This window comes from Butyricimonas sp., assembly GCF_019423355.1.
Classification (GTDB): domain Bacteria; phylum Bacteroidota; class Bacteroidia; order Bacteroidales; family Marinifilaceae; genus Butyricimonas; species Butyricimonas faecihominis.
The window spans coordinates 1-18,825 of sequence record NZ_JAHZBP010000016.1 but is presented as its reverse complement, the minus strand read 5'-3'; the positions used below and the strand labels follow the sequence as shown (position 1 = coordinate 18,825).

The window sequence follows — 18,825 nt, the reverse complement described above, 5'->3', positions numbered from 1 at the left end:
GTAAGGGGGGGGTAGTGGGGGTAGTTGTTTAAAATTGACTTTTGGGACAGCCCCTTTATGAACTAATTGATTACTTCCACGTGATCTCCCCCGAAGACATTCACGTTTAATTTCTGTGCGATATACTTGATGGCAGCCTGTGCTTTCACCGAGTTTCCGGCCTCGTCCAGAGGGGGGGCGAAAGCGGCGATACCGAACAGTCCGGGAACAACTCCGAGTACACCGCCACCAACTCCCGATTTAGCGGGAACGCCACTGGTGTACAACCAGTCTCCCGTGTGTTCGTAGAATCCCACGGTTGCGATCAGGGAGGTGATTTTAGGAGATAACGATGGGTCGAATACCTGTTGTTTTGTCACGGGATTCAAACCGTTATTGGCAATCGTGCAGGCGGCGATGGATAATTGTTTTGCCGTTACACCCATCGAGCATTGCCGGGTGTACAGGTCTAGCGACGTATCCGGGTCATCGTAAATCCGGTTGAAATTTTTCAATAACCACGCGATAGAACGGTTATTGAAGTTCGTTTCGGATTCCGATTTATAGAGTTCATCCAGTAACTTCAGATCGCTACCGCTTAATTCCCGCATATTGTCGGTGATTGCCTTCCATTTGGCCTCACTGTTACCCACGGGTTTCACCATACTGTCAGCACTGATGGCCCCGGCGTTCACGAGCGGGGTACTCGGGTGATCGTTTTCCAGTAGAATTGCCATGATTGAGTTAAACGGCAACCCCGTGGCATCCGCCCCGATCTTGTCTAACACGGCTTGCGCCCCATACTGGCGTAAGACTAGAATTGCGGTGTACACTTTGGAGACGGATTCGATACCGAAAACGTAATTCGTGTCTCCGGCCTCGATAACTTCTCCCGACGGGAGACAAACGGATATACCGAATAAATTAGAATCAATTTTGTCTAGGAATGGAATATAATTCGCGTTTTTCCCACCCTTCAAATCCTTCACTTGTGCATGAGCCTCGTTCACTAAATTCTTGAGGTCATTGCTTGTAATTGTTTTTTTCATACCTGTGATTATAGTTTGGAATTTAAAATTTAGAGTTTAGAATGAAAGACTACCCCCTCTGACTCCCCCTTACACAGGGAGAGGATACGCTGCATTGAAACATTGTGGCGTTTTCTTGCGTTCGTTTCTCCCCCTGTGTAAGGGGGAGTTAGAGGGGGTAGTTTTTACGTTTTTTATTTTTTAGCATCCGGAGTGGCCGGGCTAGTTGAAGTCGTTGAAGTAGCCGGGGCAACCGGTTGTTCTTCCCAGTGGAACGGGGCGATTTCGGCTTTCGGGTCTTTCCATGACGGTTTACGCAAAGAGTAGATGATGAATGGAGTGGCAACAACCACGACGCACCCGATAATCAGCACGGCAAACCAGACGGTATTACTACCCACGTTGATCTGTGAAGGCGGGATGAAACTCAACACGAAAGCCAGCAAGGCCCCGCAGAATCCCAGTCCGGCGATGATCCATATCCCGACGTTACTTTTCCGGCCGATAGCGAACGGTCGATTTGCTTTTTTCATCTTGTAGCGTAACACGATAGCTCCGGAGAACATCAACAGGTACATAATCAGGTACAACAAGACGGTCAACTGCGACAATATCTGGTAGAACGACTGCACGGAAGGCATGACCACGAACAACAATGCCAAGATTGTAACAACTCCTCCTTGTACGAACAGGATGTTCTTCTGAACACCGATCTTGTTTGTTTTCTGGAAGAATGGAGGCAAGTAACCGGCTTTACCCACGGTGAAAATACCTTTTGACGGACCCGCAACCCAAGTAAGCACTCCGGCAAGCACACCGAACATCAAGGCGATAGCTATTACCGGGGATGCCCAGCTGATATGCAGGTATTTGAGATACCCGTCGAACCCGACAAGCAAACTTTGTGTCAGGTTAATGTCTTTTGCAGGAATAATCAAACCCAGCGCGAACGTACCCAGCACGAAGATAACCACGGTAATCCCGGCACCGATAAAGATCGCTTTCGGGTAGTTCTTCGATGCAGGTTCCTTCACGTCCATCACGTGAATACCCATCATCTCCATTCCGGCGTAGAAAAGGAAGATTCCCGAGGCTAGCACGAGGTTGTCAAACTTGGTCAAGTCGGGGAAGAAACCTTGGCTCATGTCCATGTTATTATGCCCGCCCGTGGAAATGTAAATAATACCGAAAACGATCAGAAGCCCGGCGGGAATAATCGTCCCGACCATGGCCCCGATCTTGGAAACTTTACCTACCCATCCCAGTCCTTTCAGCGAGATAAAAGTTGCTACCCAGTAAATAGCCAGCACGGTAACCAGCGTGAAGATTTTGTTGGATGCCAGCAGGGCATCTTCGGAGGTGTTCAAGCCGATGTACGCGATGGATACGGCCCCGAATGTCAGAACCGTCGGGTACCAGATCGTACTCTCGATCCATTGCAGGAATATTGCTAGGAAACCGAAACGTTTTCCGTACGCCTCACCTACCCAACGGAAAACTCCACCCTCTTTCTGGGCGAACATGGCGGCTAATTCGGCTGCCACGAGAGCCGTGGGAACCAGAAATACAATGGCCGCGAATAAATAGTAGAATGCAGAACTCAACCCATAAACGGCTTCTGCCGGTAGGCCACGAAGACTCACAACCGCCGCGACATTCATAATTGCGAGGGTCATCACGCCGAGTTTCATCGCAGTCCCTTTTGTGTTTGAATTTGTTGTCATCTTGAATTAATTTAGTTTAGAATTTATAATCTAGAAATTTTGGTTAGTTATATCTGTCTTGTTTGCATGGGGTAAATACGGGAGAAAAGGCGAGAAGGTTCTTTCTCGCGCCATATTTAACGTTGTATTTGTATTCCCAAAGTACTCGTATTTCGTTTAAAATAGGTGAACACAGCAAATATCCCGGCCAGTATCGTGCTGAGTAAAAACGGGAAATAGGAGGCATCCGTGGAGAATATTCCCTGTAAAATTTCGAGAATAAAAGGGTAGGTGATAATTGCCATATAATTCATGGCCATCACCAGTGCCAGTGCGAATGTTGCGTGTGATTCGGCCGTACTCGTGGATGTTTTGTCGTATATGATGGGTTGCATACACCCGTACCCCAACCCGATAAGGATAACACCGATGGTTAGCAGTACCGGCCCGCCTTTCACGAGGAAAAGCACGAAACCGAGGGCGATGGCCGCAGAGGAGCACACGTTCGTGTAACTGCGCAACCATCCGATGATGTTGTTGATAAAAAGTCCGGGAATTGTCATGGCGAGGAAAAAGACGGAAATATATGTGCCGGAAATGTCCGGGTCCTTGAATTTCAACGTTTCCATATAGATCGACAGGTTAAAGGGGACTGTCAGCACGATAAACGTGATAAAGTAATAGAGAAACATGAGCGCTACAGGCCAGTTGTGGTTTGTCGATACGGGAGTATCATTTGCAGGTTTGGCTTTTTGTGGTGTTGCCGGAGGGGCAGAGTTCAGTTTAAAAGCGAACAACAGCGAGATCCCCGACAGGCAGTACACGAGAAATGCGTAATGCCAGTTGATGTCGGCGAGAACGCCAGCAAGAAAGGTGGCGAGAACCAGCGTGATGTTGGTGATCGACGAGGCGATACCTAGTTGGCGGGTCCTGTAACGTTTCGTGAAGTTGTCAGCGATAAGTCCCGTGGAAAACGGGATGATCATCCCGGCCCCAACGCCCAAGAGGGCGCTGACAACCAGTAGTAGCCACAGGGAATTGCTGAAAGGGTAAATCACGCTGCACCCGAAGAATATTGATAACCCGATGATAAGGATTCTTTTTTTGTTAATCCTTAAAGATAATCGTCCTGCCAGCAAGATGAAGGGGACAATGATAAACGACGGGAGCGATTCGAGCATTTGCAGTTCCAAGTTGCTGGCATCCTTGAAAATGTTCTTGAGATCACCGAGAATCGGCGAGATGGCCAAGCCGGGTAATGAAGTTACCATCGATATGGAATAGATGGCAAGGAGTGCCGTGAGCGTGATCATGCCATGGCCGGTTTGTATTTTCATGTTGGTCCTGTTTAGTTTTCTGCACTATACGGGAGAAACAGGCGAAAAGATTCATACTAACTTCATTTTTCTGTCCTCACGATCACGGCTCGCCCGTCATTGAGGGTGGTGGCAAAAAGGTAGGCGGTGCCGCCGTCTTTTATCTTGCTTCGGGTACGGAGTTCGTTGACAGATAGTTTAAAGTTGCGGGTAGTGATGTTTGCTTTGGGGATGGAGCGGGAAATTTGTTTAAGCAGTTTGCTTGAAAAGTCCAGTATTTCTTTGACTTGAAATGCACGACCGGGGAAGTCTGCAACAAGATGATCCGAAGTGTAGAGGTGGCTGTGAGGGTGGAGTTTCTCCAGCCCGTAACGGTTGGCAACGAGTTTAAAGGCTCCGCTTTTGAGGACGGAACTATTCGGTTCATAAAGGTAGGAGCCGATATGACTCATGTAGCGAGGTTGTGCGTCCTTTTCCTCTTCCAAGAGAAAGGAAAAGTATTGCTCCGTGTCGGTAGCAAAATTCACGGTGTGAATGTTCACCGCTTGATTTATCGGGGTTTTATCCAGCACGAATAAAAGTTCCTTACACTCGTTGCGGACGGAAACCACATGCACGTCGGTGGTTTCGGGTAGGAGTTGCAGGACTGCGGAAAGGTCGGCCATGGGGGAGATTTTGATGATCAGGCGTTGACCTTGTTGTAAAAGTGTTTCCTTGATTTCCAGTACGTTCGGGGCATAATCGGTCAGGGCGAACACCCGCTTGTTATCGGTTGTCCGGCGGGCGGGATCAACATAGTACGTGTCGGCAATAACTTGGCTGGCCACGGTTGTCGCGTCAGCGTGAATAACCTCGATGTTGGTCGCTCCCAGCGCTAGGAAATTGGAACGAGCAGCCTCGCAGTACGATTCATCGCGCTCCACGTATGTCACTTTATCTACTTGCCGGGAAAAGAAGTACGTGTCGACGCCCAAGCCACCCGTGAGGTCGCAGAGAGAGTTACTGGTGGCGAGTCGAGCCTTGTAGGGAGCAGTTGTCTCGGATGAGCATTGTTCGGTGGATAGCTTGGACGGGTAGAAGATGTCCCGGCAGGCATACCACGAGGGAAGTTTCTCCTTGATATTCTCCCGGGCTTGAATTTGTTCCACGGCCAACACGACACGATCATCCGGGTACTCGTTTTTCTTCCATAGTAACTGATCCGGATTGTCGTCCAGATGCTCTCGGATGAAACGGGATATTTCGGGATTTAATGGCATGTTCGATCGTGTTAAACAAATTATCAATGGTCGGTAGCGCCTGACTTTGCTTTATACAAGGGATCGTAGGGGAGCGAGAACCAGAACGTGGAGCCGCATCCCAGTGTGGATTTAACCCCGATTTCCCCGCCCAGTTTTTCAACGATACTCTTGCAGATGGACAAACCCAAGCCTGTACCTCTCGCAAAGGTATTTAATTTTATAAAACGATCGAAGATTTGTTCTTGATTCTTTGTCGAGATCCCGATACCCGAGTCTTGCACGTGGAATCGGATGTACTTTTCCGAGAGAGTATAACCCACGTGAATGTAACCGAATTCCGTGAATTTAATCGCATTGTTGATGAAGTTTGAAAGAATCTGCGTGATGCGGTTTCTGTCACTGCAAATGGAACAATGAGGTTCGTGTTCCTCGAATGATAACGTCACGCCCTGAGGGACTTTCATAGCATGAGAACAGATGATTTCTTCGCATAGGTCATTCACGTCCACTTCGGCAAACGTGACCTCGTAGGTTCCCGCCTCGATTTTGGAGAGGTCAAGTATATCAGAGATGAGTTGCAATAAAAGTTCGTTGTTTTTCTGTATCACGGAGATGTATTGTTCCCTTTCCTCGATGTTGCTCGTGTCAGCCAACAAGTTGGAGAAACCTACTATCGCATTGAGAGGGGTACGGATTTCATGGCTCATGTTAGCCAAGAAGGCCGATTTCAAGCGATCAGCCTCTTCGGCTTTCAGCTTGGCAGTAATGAGTTTACTTTCTGTTTCTTTTAGTTCCGTGATGTCAAGATTTAGCCCGATGAGTTCAATAATGCCTTTCTGCGGATTGTATTCTTTCACTTTGAAACGTATACGCATCCAGCGCCAGCTATCCTCGAATTGGATACGTACCTGCCCGGAGAATGACTGTTCCTCCCCGTCCATGACGTTTTGGAAAAACGTGGCGAGACATTGGAGATCATCCGGGTGAGCATGCTCGTAGGCTTCCATGATATTGTTGATCTGGCGGGGTGTCTGGTTTAGATTATGAAACCAAACGTCCGAACCCAAAAAGTTGTTACTTAGCGGGTTCCAGCGGCAAATACCTACTTTGGAGAATTCCGCGATGTCATTGAACAGGGTTTCAAAGTCTTCAATTTTGCGGTAAGCCTTGATGGCTTCCGTGTTGTCGATGACGATGAGCAGGTAGTTTTCTATGTTATTGTCGGTATCATAGAGACAATTTCCTTTTACCGTCAAGTTTCTCGTTCCCTCGTATTTCGTGTTGTAGTAGGTTTTATTCACGTTCGTGAATTTGTATGTCAGCGGGAATGTGATTTCCTTGCCCTGCCGTAACATTTCGAGGTGTTGCTGGGGAAGATTCGGATTTTTAAATAGATTAACTCCCAGTACGTCTTCTTTGTGTTCGAAGCCAAAGATTTCGCTTTCAACGTCATTTAGAGCGATTAAGGTTCCATCTTTATCATAGATTTCGATACCGACGGGTATGTTTTTGTATATGTTGTGTAAGGTTTCTTCACTACGGCGAAGGGCCTCGATCGTTTTCATCCGTTCTGAGATGTCCGTGAACAAAGCGACGACTTCTTGTTGACCTTGTAAGTAGATCAAGATATGATACTGGCGTCCTGTATTTGCTATTAGTCGATTGGTTTCAAGTACTTTGCCGCTTGAAACGACTTGCTGCAACACTTCCAGTTCTTCGGGTTTGTTCGCGTTGAAGTCTTTAGCAGTATGACCGATATACGAACCGATTGGCGATGCTGTTATATTGTAAAAGGCGGGATTCGCATCCAGATATTTGTAATCGGTTACTTTGCCGGAATGATCATATAAGATTTGCATCCGTAGGTAACCGATTGGCATATGATCGTAAAGGCTCTTGAAATACTCTCTTTCCTGTTGGGCTTTTTTCTCGGATGCCCGTAATTCGATACAGATGTTGATGATGTTGGAGATGGCTGAAAACCATTCCTTGTCGATCATGCTCCAAAGGCGGGGTGTGTTTACAATGTCTATCCCCATATACCCCCAAATACCTTGTGCGGATAGAAGTGGGAATACCATGAGGGAGGCAATATTCTGACGGGCCAAAGTTTGCTTGTCGCTTATGGCTTCCGGTGGCATCTCATCTAGGTTGTTGATGATGATAGGCACGTTGTTGAACATTTGTTTACTCCACCACTGGTTGTAGTTGATGTCCATATCCTGCAATGTGTCGATCTCCGGGGAAACTCCTTCCCGGGTAGCTTCGTAGATACAACTTTGTGTACCTTTTGCCTTGTCGTACTGGAATATATAAGTGCGGTCCCCGTTAAATTGCTGTAATAAATCTTTCAGCGTGTCCGTGATGACTTTTGGGGTGTCTGCACTTTTTAAGAAGTTTGATAGGGATTGAGACAGGGCAAATTGCCGGACCAGTAATTCCTTTAAACGGGAGTCTTCCTTGTTTTTATAAAGGGATGTATTCGTTTCTTCATCAAGTATTTGGGAAAATCCGATGGCGATAATCGTGTTGTCTTCCCGCACTATTTTGTTGCCCAGCTTGGAATGAATCCATAATTCTCCATACTTTGTTTGGATCGGGAATATTTCGTCGTAGAAATTCTGTGTCCGGATGTGGATGAACGAGGAAGAGATACGTTGCCTGTGTTCCACGTTGATGATGTTTAGGAACTCTTCTACGGTCATGGTGTTTTTAGATAGATCGAGTATATCCATGATGTAGTCTGAACAAATGATTTCGTGAGTGTTGAAGTTTACCTTCCACCAGCCGATTTTTGCTGATTTTTGTAGTTCGTGGAGTATAAACTCTTTCTCTTGTAAATCTTCTAATTCATTTACCGGAATTGCGGTATTCTTGTTTTCCGACATGATCGACTCTATTTAGTAGTGATAGTTACGCTTTTTTGACGTTTTCCTGTTCCACGGGCAAAAATAGGCAAATTTTGCATAATAGCCATGATTTAGGGGTAAAAACGAAATATTATAACTGGTATTTTACAAGTTTTGACAAAAGGGGGATCTTCTGTTTTTTTATTTGGATTATTAGCGAATTCAATGTTCCTTTGCGATGGAAAAATAATGAAGACGTGTTAGAGCGATTAAAAACATGGATGTTGCCTTTGGCGATGTTAAGTGGGGGTATATTTTACTCTTTTTTCAGCTTGTTTTCTTTCTTGACTCCTTACTTGATTTCCGTGATGCTATTAATCACGTGTTGTCGTTTGTCGATCAAGGAAATGCGTTTTACCCGGTTACACGCGTGGATGCTTGTAGTTCAGGTCGTGGGTAGCGTGTGCGTGTACGCCGTGTTATGCCCTTTTGATGCCTTGTTGGGAGAGGCTATGATGATTTGCGTGTTGGCTCCAACGGCCGTGGCCGCAACGGTTGTCACGGGGATGCTGGGCGGGAGTGTGCCATGTCTGGCCGCTTACACGTTAGTGAGTAATTTGTGCGTGGCAATCGTGTCACCCGTGATCTTCTCTCTCGTGGGGACCCAAGGGGAAATGTCTTTCAGTGCGTCTTTATGGTACGTTTGCCGGCAGGTTGGGCCGTTGTTACTTTTGCCGCTGGCCGGGGCATGGATCTTGGAATATTTTATTCCTTCAGCACATAAGGTGTTGAAAAGTCATCAAAGTATTTCTTTCTATTTGTGGTCGTTCAGCCTGACAATCGTGGTCGGGAAAACGGTGTCTTTCATCATGCAGCAGGATAGTAAAAACTACGGGGAAGAGTTTTTAATCGCTTTTGCCGCGTTGTTATTGTGTATCGGACAATTTGCGATCGGGCGTTGGATCGGTCGTCGACATGGTGAGACCATTGCAGGGGGCCAAGGATTGGGACAGAAAAACACGATTCTGGCTATATGGATGGCGCAAGTGTATCTTTCGCCTCTTTCTTCGATAGGACCTGCCGCTTATGTCCTTTGGCAGAATAGTATCAATAGTTGGCAGTTGTGGAAGAAGAGAAAGAGGGAAGGAAAAGTATGACAATGTTGTATTGATTTGCCTTGTTATTGGAACAAAATGGAATATTATTGTAGCATATTTGGAAATGTAGCGAAAATATGCTAACTTGTGTCCGGGTATTTGTGGGGAAAGTGAGAATACAAAATATAATGAGAATGGAGTATGAGTAAATGGAATGTAGTGCATACAGTTACGTTTTTGCAGGATGCTTACATGATCAAGTCTTACTTGGAATCGGCTGGAATCGAGACTTTGATACCGGATGAGTTTACCGCACAGGTGAATAATTTCTATACCACGGCGATTGGTGGTGTGAGACTGATGGTACGCACAGAGGATTTGGAATCGGGGGTGGCTTTGTTAAAAGAGGGCGGGTACATTAATCCCGAAAATTCGGTAACGGATGAGGAGATTTTGATCGTGGGAGCAGATAGTTCCACGGATATGACTTGTTGTCCGTTCTGTGGTTCCGAGAATATCGGTAAAAGAAACACGCCGGGAATGGCGATGGTGATTCTTTATTTCTTGTTGTCGGCGTTATTTCCGATATTCCGGTCGGCAAACAAGTGTTTTGATTGTGGTAAGATCTGGAAATTTAAAAAGATAAGACAATGATGAGTGAGGTTAAATTGGCGAATATTGATGGTAAGGAATTACGGAGAGAGCTCGAAATTTTGTTCGAGGATAAGGAGAAAAGAGTGTTTTTCATGCAGATGTTGGCAACAAGTGTCAAGGAGACAAACGAGTTGCTGAACGTGGTGACTTTGATGCTGGAATCCCCGGAAATATTACAGAATCCCGAGTCCAAGATGAAGATATGTGAATTTCTGAAGAAACATAAGGGTATTATTGCCGATTTATCAGAGAGTATGAAAGTGTTTTTATAGTTTGATTTCAAGATTTGTTTATAACAGCTTTCACTTTTTTCTTTTTGTTTATCAATGCGAATCCTGCAATGATTAATACGAGGGCGATCGGGTCGTGCCATGAGAATTTCTGGAGGCCGAGCGATATTGACACGATGGCTCCGGTGATGGGGAGGAGGTAAATATACACGCTTTCCACGAAGGGCGAAATGTATAGCAGGGCTTTCAAGTTTAGGAAGTAAGCTATCATCGTGGCGAAAATAAGCACGAAACCGAGTTCCAACCAGATATGTACGGGGGCCTCTGACGTGAATAGCGGGGCTTCGAGGGTTTGATGCAAGCCGAAGGGAAGTACGAGGATAAAGGCTGCCAAGCTCATCCAGCGCATCACGATAACCGAATTGAATTTTTGGGTGTAGGGTTTGATTAATATGAGATAGAGTGCGTTGAAAACCGAGGCGACGAAGATCAGAACGTCTCCTGTGAATGAGTCTTTCACTGCTCCGGCGTGCGGGGTAATTGAAACGTAAAGAGTTCCCGCGAGTCCCAGAACGATACCAATGGCTTTGTAGCGATTGAAGTCCGCGTGAAGAATCAGTACGGCGAGTGCAATTACGATAATAGGTTGCACGGTACGGATAACAAAAGCATCCACGGGACCCGTGATGTTCAAGCCGTTGATGTATAGTAGTAAGTTACCCCCGATGCCGAGCAGACCGCCCAGCATCATCATGAGGATGTCTTTTCTTTTGGGTTTTGCCTGTTGTTTATTTGCCGGGATAAAGAGGGAGATGATCCAGAAACCGAAAGCCATGACCGTGCAACGAATTAACACGAGACCATGAGGACCGATCCATTCCGGCATGAGGATCTTCATGAAATTCGTGTTAAAGCTATATATGACAATTGTTGACAAGACCATGAGATGCCCGATGATCTCTTTTGGCTTTTGAGTTGTTTCCATTCGTGTCGTTTTTTCGTGATAAACGGAAACTTCCCGGATAAGGTTTGAGTCGGTCTTGTAAATTATATTAAAAACTCAAACACTTGGTCGTGGTGGTGGATAATGTATTACTTGTGCATATCCAGTGCAACATCACCTGCCGGAATCGGTTCTTTTCTTATAGAGAAATGGAAACGAGTTCCACGTCCTTCAGAAGAGGTAAATTGAATGGTTCCGCCCATCGCCTCAATGTATGCCTTACAAATAGATAGACCCAGTCCGGGGCCGTCGGTAAAGGTGTTTGCCTTATAGAATCTCTCGAAGAGGTACGTGTGTATTCTGGGCGGCATTCCTAAGCCCGTGTCTTCCACGATGAAGTTAATCATATTTTGTTCTTCATCCACGGAATAAGCGAGTTTGATGTGTCCTTTGTTTGTGAATTTCTGGGCGTTGGACAGGAGATTGAGAATTACCTGATATAATTTTTGTTGATCCGTGTACACCAAGAGATTCGGGGAGTCTCCTTCCAAATACAATTCCACGTTCGGGTGGGTGTTGTTCATTCGAAGAAGGATAATATCCTGAAAAAACTCGTGCAGACAGAAGGTTGCCATCTGTAAATCGATCTTGTGCGCATCGATCCGGGCCAGCCGCAACACGTCATTTGCCAGATGCGAGAGTTGGTCGGAGTGTTCGTATATAAGATTCATGTACTCGTTTTGCTGGTTAGGTGTCAGTGTTTTATCCGTGCTTACTAGGTTGGTCCAGCCTAAGATGCAGTTTAACTGGTCGTTAATTTCGTTACTCAGTTTTTCGAGAAACGTGAATTTTGACTTTTCAATCCGTTCTGTTTTGGCCAAAGCATCTTGTAAGCGAATTTGAGCCTGTTTGAGTTCCGTGATGTCATGAATGGTAATTAACATTTCCGGACGGTTGTGAATGTTCATGTATGAACCGGAAACGGCAACATTGCATTTGAAGGTTTTCTTGTCTGATAGACGCAGGCTTACAGTGGTTTCCAAGTTAGAAAAGTCCTTTTTCGTTTTAAAGGCTTCCGTTACTGCCTGTCTGATGGGACAAGCCTTGCAAAGTTCTCCGTTGCCGCAACCTTTATTCAGGGAATTGACACAATTAAGTAGTTCCCCGACTCTTTTAGGTTGTCCAGAGTCCTCGGTGTCTGTGATCGCGTAATAGTTCGTTTTCTCCACGATAAAGTTCCTGTCAATGACAAGGATATAGGACTTTATGTGTTGTAAAATAAAATTGAATAGTGCCTCAGAAGTTTTGATTTCTCCTTTTTTGTCGCTAATAATTTGTTTCGCCTGTATATACTTGTATAAAATAAACAGGATTACACATATTAGTATCGCGATAATGATGTTATATTTCATGCTACACACTTCTTGTAATTCACCACAAAGTTGTTAAATTTTACCGATGTTCCAAAGGATAGAATTATAAATTTCTATATTTTTTGGAAAATTGTTCTGTCGCAAACAATCCTTTTTTGCAATATTTTTGTTTTTCGTTCTGATGTGCAGGTGTTTGCCAGTAGGGAAGATGGCATTAAAGTAGATCTTCGTATTCTTTATGACGGGCCACGTATATGCGGGCAAAAGGACAGGTGATGATAACCTTCAAGTGATTTTCCCGTGCATAATCCAACGTTTCTTTCACAAGTTTGGCCCCGTAGCCTTTATTTTGCAAAGGTTTGGGAACGAATGTGTGTAAGATGTTGATCCCCCCGTCAAAGGGTTTGTATTCTACGACGGCCGAACTCCCGTTTTCGGTGAATTCGAACATATGTCTAGTTTTATCATGTGTAATTTCCATGTTTTGAGTGTTTTTGAGTTTATAAATTTCTTATATATACGATAAAAGAGCAGGTGCAGTTTCAAACTTTTTATTAAAAATTATTTGTTGGGGAAAGGAGATTAGCCGGGACGTGGTGTATACTGGCGGTGCAGCCTTGATTGCTTATGATAAATTATATGTTTTGAGATGTTGATTATGAGAAATTTGATGATTATTTTTTGGTTTATAACCTATTTTCACGAACCGAGGGGTGGATTTCTCGGATAATTGTATAATTTTATAGCGCTCCCGTGTGGATGTGGCACGAGTGAGTGCGTGAATCATAATTATTTATTTAATACATTATAAGTCATGAAACAAACATTGACATTTAACCTTTCCACGATCGCTTCTACGGAAAGTAAAATTAAGGTCGATTATTTCGACACGAGCGTAGAGGCGTTCGATAACGGAGAATATTTGCAGTCGTTCTATGCTTTATTGGACTATGTGAACGACGAATTCCGTGAGAAATACGGGAACGCGAAAGGAACGGAATTTAATATTCCTCATGGTTCGATCGTGGTGAATATAAAGATCGAGAATGATTGGTTGTTGATTCACGCTCCGTTTCTCTCTTTGCCGGAGAAGAATCGTATTCCCTTATTACGGCAGGTTGCAGGCCTGAATTTTAACGCTATGGATCTGGCTCAAGTTGAGTTAAAAAAGGATCGATTGGCATTCGAGTACACTTGCCCGCTGGCATTGGCAAATCCTTACAAGATTTATTATATTCTTCAGGAGATTTGTAACACGGGAGACAAGTATGATGACGAGTTCGAGACCAAGTTCGGGGCTCAACGGATATATGAACCGAAAGTAACTCCTTTTGACGATGAGACGCTGAACACGGTTTACGAGGTGGTACAATTGAGTTGTAAGGAGTGTATGGATGCCGTGAAGGATTTCGAGGCGGACCGGAAATACGGGTTCGCGTGGAACGTGCTGGATACGACAATATTGAAGATATTGTATTACGCTCACCCGCAGGGACAGTTGTTGAACGACTTGAATAAGGCCGTTTCCGAGATGGATCGGGAAGATATTCCGCTGCCGGAAGTGGTGAATTACGGGAAGTCTGTCATTGCCCGCTTGCAGGGAATGACGAAAGAGCAATGGGCTGAGGATTTGTACTACGTGGAGACCTTTATTTCGGATAAACGTCGTTCTAATTTGAAGAATATTCAGGAGAATTTCGAGAATTCATACAATCGTGCGACCCAAGCGTTTGAAACAGGTGATTACATGACATGTTGCTTGATGATTGTTTACAAGTTCTACGAGATGTACTATTATAATAACGTGCAGGATGACGTGAATGCGGTTGTGGTTCGTGCCTTGGAAAAAGCTTCCGCCAAACCTTGGGATGAGGCTGCCCCGATCTTACATGCTGCCATGGATAATATCATGGAGGGAGAGTTGGAACCGGATGATGACGACGACGAGGAAGGTGAATTTGATATGTCCCAGATGATGCAGGGTATGCAGCAAATGATGCAACAAGGAATGCAACAAGCGGCACAAGCCATGCAACAGGGCGGTGGAATGATGGAGTACGTGCAGAAGGTGCAGGAGTTGCAGCAACAGCTAGCTGCCGGACAGGTGAGTATGGAAGATTATATGTTGAAGGTACAACAGTTAGCCGCCACTTATATGGGAAACGGTCAGCAACAATAATGAAATTTAATGATTATGGAACAGAATATTTTTAACGCTGTATATAAGGTCAATCATGCCGGTGGGTCAGGCAGTTGTTTTTACTTGAAAAATTATGACCTGTTCGTGACGAATTACCACGTGGTGGACGGTTTCCGCGAGGTTGCCCTGCAAGATAACGACAAAAATCGTTTTTACGCTAGAGTCGTGTTGGTGAACCCGGCAAAGGATATAGCCTTTTTAAAGGCTGAGGGGGATTTCTCCGCCCTACCGGAAATCGCTTTGTCTGCGTTAGATAGCGTGTCTATCGGGCAGAAGATCAACGTGGCAGGTTACCCGTTCGGGATGCCGTTCACGGTAACCGAGGGAACCGTGTCGTCCCCAAGGCAGTTGATTAACGATAGTTATTATATCCAGACGGATGCCGCCGTGAATCCGGGAAACAGCGGGGGACCGATGTTCAATGACCGGGATGAACTGGTAGCAATCACGGCAAGCAAAATCACGGATGCGGATAACATGGGATTCGGTATTCCGGTGACGGCTTTACGTGAGTTATTGGAACAGATCGGTGATCTGGATACAAGTGTATATAACGTGCAATGTAACAGTTGTGACGAGTTTATTTCCGATGAAGAGGAATATTGTCCGTCATGCGGGGATAAGTTGCCGTCGAATGTTTTCCAGGAACGTTCATTGACCGACTTGGCAGTTTTCTGCGAGGAAGCTATTCAGGCTATGGGAATTAATCCCGTGTTGGCCCGTGTCGGTTACGAGAGTTGGGTGTTCCACAAGGGAAGTTCTGAGATCCGTATGTTCGTGTACCAGCGTTCTTACCTGTTCTGTACTTCACCGATCAACGTGTTACCGAAGAAGAATCTCGAACCCGTGTTGACGTACTTGTTGAATGCAGAGGTGAAACCTTATCAATTGGGATTGGACGGTAATCAGATTTATCTGTCTTACCGGATTCATATCTCCGACATCTTCTCTGATTTTGCAGACGAGGTACAGAAAAATATCACGAATATGGCATTCAAGGCAGATGAGCTGGATAATTACCTGATGGATACTTTCGGGTGTGAATTGTCCGAGTATGCCAAGAATGACGCTTGATAGAGGAAAATATATTGAGTCAAGGAGGCTGTTCAAAAAGTCACTTTTTCAACAACTACCCCCACTAACTCCCCCTTGCACAGGGGGAGTTGGTGGGGGTAGCTTGTAGATACTGGATAAGACTTTCCGAACAGCCTCTTTGTATAAAGTAAAAAAATGATGAAGACAGAGAAAGAGAAGATGCTTGGCGGGGAGTTGTATAACGCCATGGACCCCGTACTATACGCGGAGAGGAGTCGGGCTAAAGAGTTGTTGTACGATTATAATCATACCCGGCCTTCCGAGAAAAAGATCAGGGAACGTATCTTGCGGGAATTATTAGGAAGTACAGGGGATGATTTTCTGATTGAACAGCCGTTTAATTGTGATTACGGGTATAATATCCGCATCGGGGAGAATTTCTATGCGAACGTGGGGTGTACGATTCTCGACGTGGCTCCCGTGACGATTGGTGATAACGTGATGCTTGCCCCGAACGTGAACATATACACGGCAGGTCACCCATTGGATGCGGAGATTCGTAATTCGGGGTTGGAATACGCTTATCCGGTAAATATCGGGAATAATGTCTGGATTGGGGGAAACGTGACGATTGTACCGGGAGTAACTATTGGTGCTAATACGGTGATCGGCGCGGGGAGTGTTGTGACGAAGGATATTCCGGCTAACGTGGTTGCCGTGGGAAATCCTTGTCGGGTTGTCCGGGAAATTCCAAAATAGAGATGATTGTGTATATAATTGTTGTATCTTTATCTGCAAAATGAGAATATGGATAAAGTAATTTTAACCCAAGAGAATATAGAACAGGAACATATTTGTTGTGCCATGTCTGACAAGAAAAGTGCTGAGGGAGTGGAGGCCAAGAAAGAGTGGTTGGCGTGTCGTATGGAGGAGGGATTGAAGTTTGTCAAACTGAATGTCCGGGGAAAAGTTTTCATCGAGTATTTACCGGCTGAATATGCTTGGGTACCTATCGAGGCGGACGGCTATACTTTTATCAATTGCCTGTGGGTGGCCGGATCGTTTAAAGGACACGGATACGGTCGGGAGTTGTTGAAAACGTGTGAAGAAGATGTTGCGGGTACAAACGGTGTGGTCGTGATGGCAGGGAAGAAGAAGTTACCGTATCTTTCGGACAAGGCTTTTTTCATCAGGCACGGGTACGAGGTGTGTGATTCGTATGTTCCGAACATCGAATTATTGGTAAAACGGTTCAGACCGGATGCACCGTTTCCTCGTTTTAAATCGTGTGCCTCTGCCGGTTTGGGCGATGATGTTAAGGGAATAGATATATTTTACACGGCACAATGTCCTTTTACGGTGCCCTATATCAAACTACTAGATCCGGTTATTCAATCTTCAAGTGTTCCCGTGCGGGTACACCCGATAATGACTCGTGAAATGGCACGGGATCATCGGGCGCCGCTCACCACGTATAGCGTGTTCGTGGATGGGAAATTTTATACCCGAGAAGTTCTTACTCCGGCAAAGTTACAGAAACTACTGGAGGAGCAGTAAGTTCCGGTTTGGAGGCGTGGTAAATTACAGGTCTGTTTCTACCGTGTCTTTTTTGTCAATGTAATTGGAGAAACGGAATTCCGGCATACCGAGGGCCATAGCGGCATGAATCGTGCCGTTTATTCCCAGCATATTAGCGAGAGTTCCCTTGTTTTCCTGATGGATGGCAGTGCAAACGAATCCCATGTAGAATTGGTTTACCCCGAGACATTCCGCCATGAGTGACCCGTTCTGATAAGCCAGATTTGCGTCTGCGCTCCCGAAACGACTGGTTTTGGGCGTGTGGATAAACAGGGCGGCTGTGGCTCCCCGCAGAATCATGTCGTGTCCGTTGGCATACTCCCGGTTCAGGCGGTCAAACACGGGCAGGTAACGGTAGGCGTCCGGCATAATTCGTTTCAAGATGGGTTTTAGTATCGGGTTTTTCAATTTCTTGGCGGCCGAGTTAAATACGTCTAGCGTGAAACGGCTGATTGCGTCCAGTTGTTTGGGATCGGTTACCAGTGTGAAGTGTACTTGTTGCATATTACTTGCCGTTGGAGCACGATGGGCGGCCTCGATGATTTGTTCCAGCATCTCTCTGGGAATCGGTCTGGTTGAAAATGCCCTGTTCGAACGGCGGGCTTTGCACACGAGCATCATTTGTTCAGGGGTGGGGTAGTCACTGTATTTGAACGCGTGTACCTTTTCAGGCGGGAATTCGGAATGAAGTACCGAGTTGGTAGGACACACTGCCACGCAATGCCCGCACGCGATGCAGTTTTCTACGTTTTGTACTTTTACTGCGGAGCCTTTTGTTTCCTGTGTGATGATCTGTGAAGGGCATACTCGTGCGCACTTGCCGCATTTAATGCAGGTACTCGTGTTGATACTTAATTTTCCGTCCATGATTCTGTCATTTTGCCTGTGTTAATAATACGTTGTATTGTTTACAAAAATAATGAATATTCTTTAACTTTGGAATCGTAAATTTGAACTAACCGGGGTATTATATGAAACAGATCGTTTTAACATTGGGGGCACCGAATGATGAACAGGGAAATTTAAGCCCGATGGCGGTGGATCGGCTAGAGTGTACATTAGGGCTTTATCTTCATAATGATGGTGTGAAGATTCTTTGTACCGGGGGATTTGGTGAATCCTTCAACACGACCAATCATCCTCATGCTTATTATTCAAAACGTTTTTTGATCGAGCGAGGGGTAAGGGAAAGTGATTTCTTGGAATTTGCGCTGACCACGAATACGGTGGAGGACTTCCGGATGTCAAAGCCGATAATCGAGCGGGAAAGGCCGGATTTGTTGTTCATTGTTACTTCTGATTTTCACATGGAGCGGGTGAAATTACTACATGGTCTTATTTTGAACTATCCTCACGTGGTTTTTATCCCGGCAAAATCAAGTCTGTCGGGAGAAGAGTTAGCTCCTTTGGTTTTACACGAGAAACTTGCCGTCAAGAGTTTACGGGATCGGGATTTTAAACTGTATTAATTGGGATGGATATTTTTAAGAAAAAACAAATTCTTTCTTTTGTGAATTTAAATTTTCCTTTATCTTTGCATCCGCATTTGGAGAGGTGGCAGAGTGGTCGATTGCGGCGGTCTTGAAAACCGTTGTACTG

General features: G+C 45.4%; 17 protein-coding genes. 8 read left to right on the top strand and 9 right to left on the bottom strand.

All coding sequences use genetic code 11. The annotated features are described in order from the left end of the window. Nucleotides 1-62: 62 nt before the first annotated feature. The 5 genes from glsA to QVC79_RS17145 all read right to left on the bottom strand — a co-directional run bounded on the left by glsA (nucleotide 63) and on the right by QVC79_RS17145 (nucleotide 8,155). Entirely contained in the window at nucleotides 63-1,028 is a 966-nt protein-coding gene (gene glsA / locus QVC79_RS17165) for a glutaminase A (protein ID WP_270594835.1), read from the bottom strand. Nucleotides 1,029-1,201: 173 nt separating this feature from the next. Beyond that, nucleotides 1,202-2,731: a glutamine/gamma-aminobutyrate antiporter GadC gene (gene gadC / locus QVC79_RS17160; RefSeq protein ID WP_087422058.1), complete on the bottom strand. Its 1,530-nt coding sequence runs from the start codon at nucleotides 2,729-2,731 to the stop codon at nucleotides 1,202-1,204. 116 nt (nucleotides 2,732-2,847) lie between these two features. Then, entirely contained in the window at nucleotides 2,848-4,047 is a 1,200-nt protein-coding gene (locus QVC79_RS17155; RefSeq protein WP_270594834.1) for an MFS transporter, read from the bottom strand. A gap of 62 nt (nucleotides 4,048-4,109) precedes the next feature. Beyond that, nucleotides 4,110-5,285 (bottom strand): THUMP-like domain-containing protein, encoded by a 1,176-nt coding sequence (locus tag QVC79_RS17150; RefSeq protein WP_270594832.1) that lies wholly within the window; start codon nucleotides 5,283-5,285, stop codon nucleotides 4,110-4,112. Nucleotides 5,286-5,308: 23 nt separating this feature from the next. After that, a complete protein-coding gene (locus QVC79_RS17145; RefSeq protein WP_270594830.1) occupies nucleotides 5,309-8,155 on the bottom strand; it encodes a sensor histidine kinase in 2,847 nt (948 codons plus the stop codon). 218 nt (nucleotides 8,156-8,373) lie between these two features. Between QVC79_RS17145 and QVC79_RS17140 the strand changes: the two genes are divergently transcribed. The 3 genes from QVC79_RS17140 (at nucleotide 8,374) to QVC79_RS17130 (ending at nucleotide 10,139) form a co-directional block, all read left to right on the top strand. Continuing rightward, the gene (locus QVC79_RS17140; RefSeq protein WP_270594829.1) at nucleotides 8,374-9,273 is read left to right on the top strand and encodes a transporter; all 900 of its coding nucleotides are present in this window, start codon (nucleotides 8,374-8,376) and stop codon (nucleotides 9,271-9,273) included. A 141-nt stretch (nucleotides 9,274-9,414) separates the two neighbouring features. After that, the gene (locus QVC79_RS17135; protein ID WP_270594827.1) at nucleotides 9,415-9,867 is read left to right on the top strand and encodes a putative signal transducing protein; all 453 of its coding nucleotides are present in this window, start codon (nucleotides 9,415-9,417) and stop codon (nucleotides 9,865-9,867) included. Further along, on the top strand, nucleotides 9,864-10,139 hold the full coding sequence (locus QVC79_RS17130; RefSeq protein ID WP_270594824.1) for a hypothetical protein: 276 nt from the start codon (nucleotides 9,864-9,866) through the stop codon (nucleotides 10,137-10,139). The genes QVC79_RS17135 and QVC79_RS17130 overlap by 4 nt, the downstream gene beginning before the upstream one ends. 7 nt (nucleotides 10,140-10,146) lie before the next feature. Here QVC79_RS17130 and QVC79_RS17125 read toward each other — a convergent pair whose 3' ends face one another. The 3 genes from QVC79_RS17125 to QVC79_RS17115 all read right to left on the bottom strand — a co-directional run bounded on the left by QVC79_RS17125 (nucleotide 10,147) and on the right by QVC79_RS17115 (nucleotide 12,894). Next, the gene (locus tag QVC79_RS17125; protein WP_118305443.1) at nucleotides 10,147-11,082 is read right to left on the bottom strand and encodes a DMT family transporter; all 936 of its coding nucleotides are present in this window, start codon (nucleotides 11,080-11,082) and stop codon (nucleotides 10,147-10,149) included. Nucleotides 11,083-11,189: 107 nt separating this feature from the next. Then, nucleotides 11,190-12,452 carry a sensor histidine kinase gene (locus QVC79_RS17120; protein ID WP_124316136.1) on the bottom strand — a complete coding sequence of 421 codons (1,263 nt, stop codon included), beginning with the start codon at nucleotides 12,450-12,452 and terminating at the stop codon, nucleotides 11,190-11,192. Between the two features lie 175 nt (nucleotides 12,453-12,627). After that, nucleotides 12,628-12,894, bottom strand: a complete 267-nt coding sequence (locus QVC79_RS17115; protein WP_270594821.1) for a GNAT family N-acetyltransferase — start codon at nucleotides 12,892-12,894, stop codon at nucleotides 12,628-12,630. A gap of 333 nt (nucleotides 12,895-13,227) precedes the next feature. Between QVC79_RS17115 and QVC79_RS17110 the strand changes: the two genes are divergently transcribed. The 4 genes from QVC79_RS17110 (at nucleotide 13,228) to QVC79_RS17095 (ending at nucleotide 17,205) form a co-directional block, all read left to right on the top strand. Beyond that, nucleotides 13,228-14,592, top strand: coding sequence for a type III secretion system chaperone family protein (locus QVC79_RS17110; protein ID WP_270594819.1), 1,365 nt, complete (start codon nucleotides 13,228-13,230; stop codon nucleotides 14,590-14,592). Between the two features lie 15 nt (nucleotides 14,593-14,607). Beyond that, on the top strand, nucleotides 14,608-15,687 hold the full coding sequence (locus tag QVC79_RS17105; RefSeq protein ID WP_270594817.1) for a trypsin-like peptidase domain-containing protein: 1,080 nt from the start codon (nucleotides 14,608-14,610) through the stop codon (nucleotides 15,685-15,687). Between the two features lie 159 nt (nucleotides 15,688-15,846). Further along, nucleotides 15,847-16,407, top strand: a complete 561-nt coding sequence (locus tag QVC79_RS17100; protein WP_270594816.1) for a sugar O-acetyltransferase — start codon at nucleotides 15,847-15,849, stop codon at nucleotides 16,405-16,407. 48 nt (nucleotides 16,408-16,455) lie between these two features. Beyond that, nucleotides 16,456-17,205: a GNAT family N-acetyltransferase gene (locus QVC79_RS17095; RefSeq protein WP_270594815.1), complete on the top strand. Its 750-nt coding sequence runs from the start codon at nucleotides 16,456-16,458 to the stop codon at nucleotides 17,203-17,205. A 24-nt stretch (nucleotides 17,206-17,229) separates the two neighbouring features. Here the strand turns inward: QVC79_RS17095 and QVC79_RS17090 are convergent, their stop codons facing one another. Continuing rightward, a complete protein-coding gene (locus QVC79_RS17090; RefSeq protein ID WP_270594814.1) occupies nucleotides 17,230-18,093 on the bottom strand; it encodes a nitroreductase family protein in 864 nt (287 codons plus the stop codon). Between the two features lie 104 nt (nucleotides 18,094-18,197). On the opposite strand from QVC79_RS17090, the gene QVC79_RS17085 reads away from it, so the two are divergent. Further along, nucleotides 18,198-18,695, top strand: a complete 498-nt coding sequence (locus tag QVC79_RS17085; RefSeq protein ID WP_118305437.1) for a YdcF family protein — start codon at nucleotides 18,198-18,200, stop codon at nucleotides 18,693-18,695. The last annotated feature ends 130 nt before the right edge of the window (nucleotides 18,696-18,825 follow it).

Coding starts and splice junctions, on each gene's coding strand:
- QVC79_RS17125 (WP_118305443.1), bottom strand. CDS start 11,082: ATGGAAACAACTCAAAAGCCAAAAGAGATCATCGGGCATCTCATGGTC.
- QVC79_RS17150 (WP_270594832.1), bottom strand. CDS start 5,285: ATGCCATTAAATCCCGAAATATCCCGTTTCATCCGAGAGCATCTGGAC.
- QVC79_RS17085 (WP_118305437.1), top strand. CDS start 18,198: ATGAAACAGATCGTTTTAACATTGGGGGCACCGAATGATGAACAGGGA.
- glsA (WP_270594835.1), bottom strand. CDS start 1,028: ATGAAAAAAACAATTACAAGCAATGACCTCAAGAATTTAGTGAACGAG.
- QVC79_RS17145 (WP_270594830.1), bottom strand. CDS start 8,155: ATGTCGGAAAACAAGAATACCGCAATTCCGGTAAATGAATTAGAAGAT.
- QVC79_RS17110 (WP_270594819.1), top strand. CDS start 13,228: ATGAAACAAACATTGACATTTAACCTTTCCACGATCGCTTCTACGGAA.
- QVC79_RS17130 (WP_270594824.1), top strand. CDS start 9,864: ATGATGAGTGAGGTTAAATTGGCGAATATTGATGGTAAGGAATTACGG.
- QVC79_RS17155 (WP_270594834.1), bottom strand. CDS start 4,047: ATGAAAATACAAACCGGCCATGGCATGATCACGCTCACGGCACTCCTT.
- QVC79_RS17105 (WP_270594817.1), top strand. CDS start 14,608: ATGGAACAGAATATTTTTAACGCTGTATATAAGGTCAATCATGCCGGT.
- QVC79_RS17100 (WP_270594816.1), top strand. CDS start 15,847: ATGAAGACAGAGAAAGAGAAGATGCTTGGCGGGGAGTTGTATAACGCC.
- QVC79_RS17090 (WP_270594814.1), bottom strand. CDS start 18,093: ATGGACGGAAAATTAAGTATCAACACGAGTACCTGCATTAAATGCGGC.
- QVC79_RS17120 (WP_124316136.1), bottom strand. CDS start 12,452: ATGAAATATAACATCATTATCGCGATACTAATATGTGTAATCCTGTTT.
- QVC79_RS17135 (WP_270594827.1), top strand. CDS start 9,415: ATGAGTAAATGGAATGTAGTGCATACAGTTACGTTTTTGCAGGATGCT.
- gadC (WP_087422058.1), bottom strand. CDS start 2,731: ATGACAACAAATTCAAACACAAAAGGGACTGCGATGAAACTCGGCGTG.
- QVC79_RS17115 (WP_270594821.1), bottom strand. CDS start 12,894: ATGGAAATTACACATGATAAAACTAGACATATGTTCGAATTCACCGAA.
- QVC79_RS17095 (WP_270594815.1), top strand. CDS start 16,456: ATGGATAAAGTAATTTTAACCCAAGAGAATATAGAACAGGAACATATT.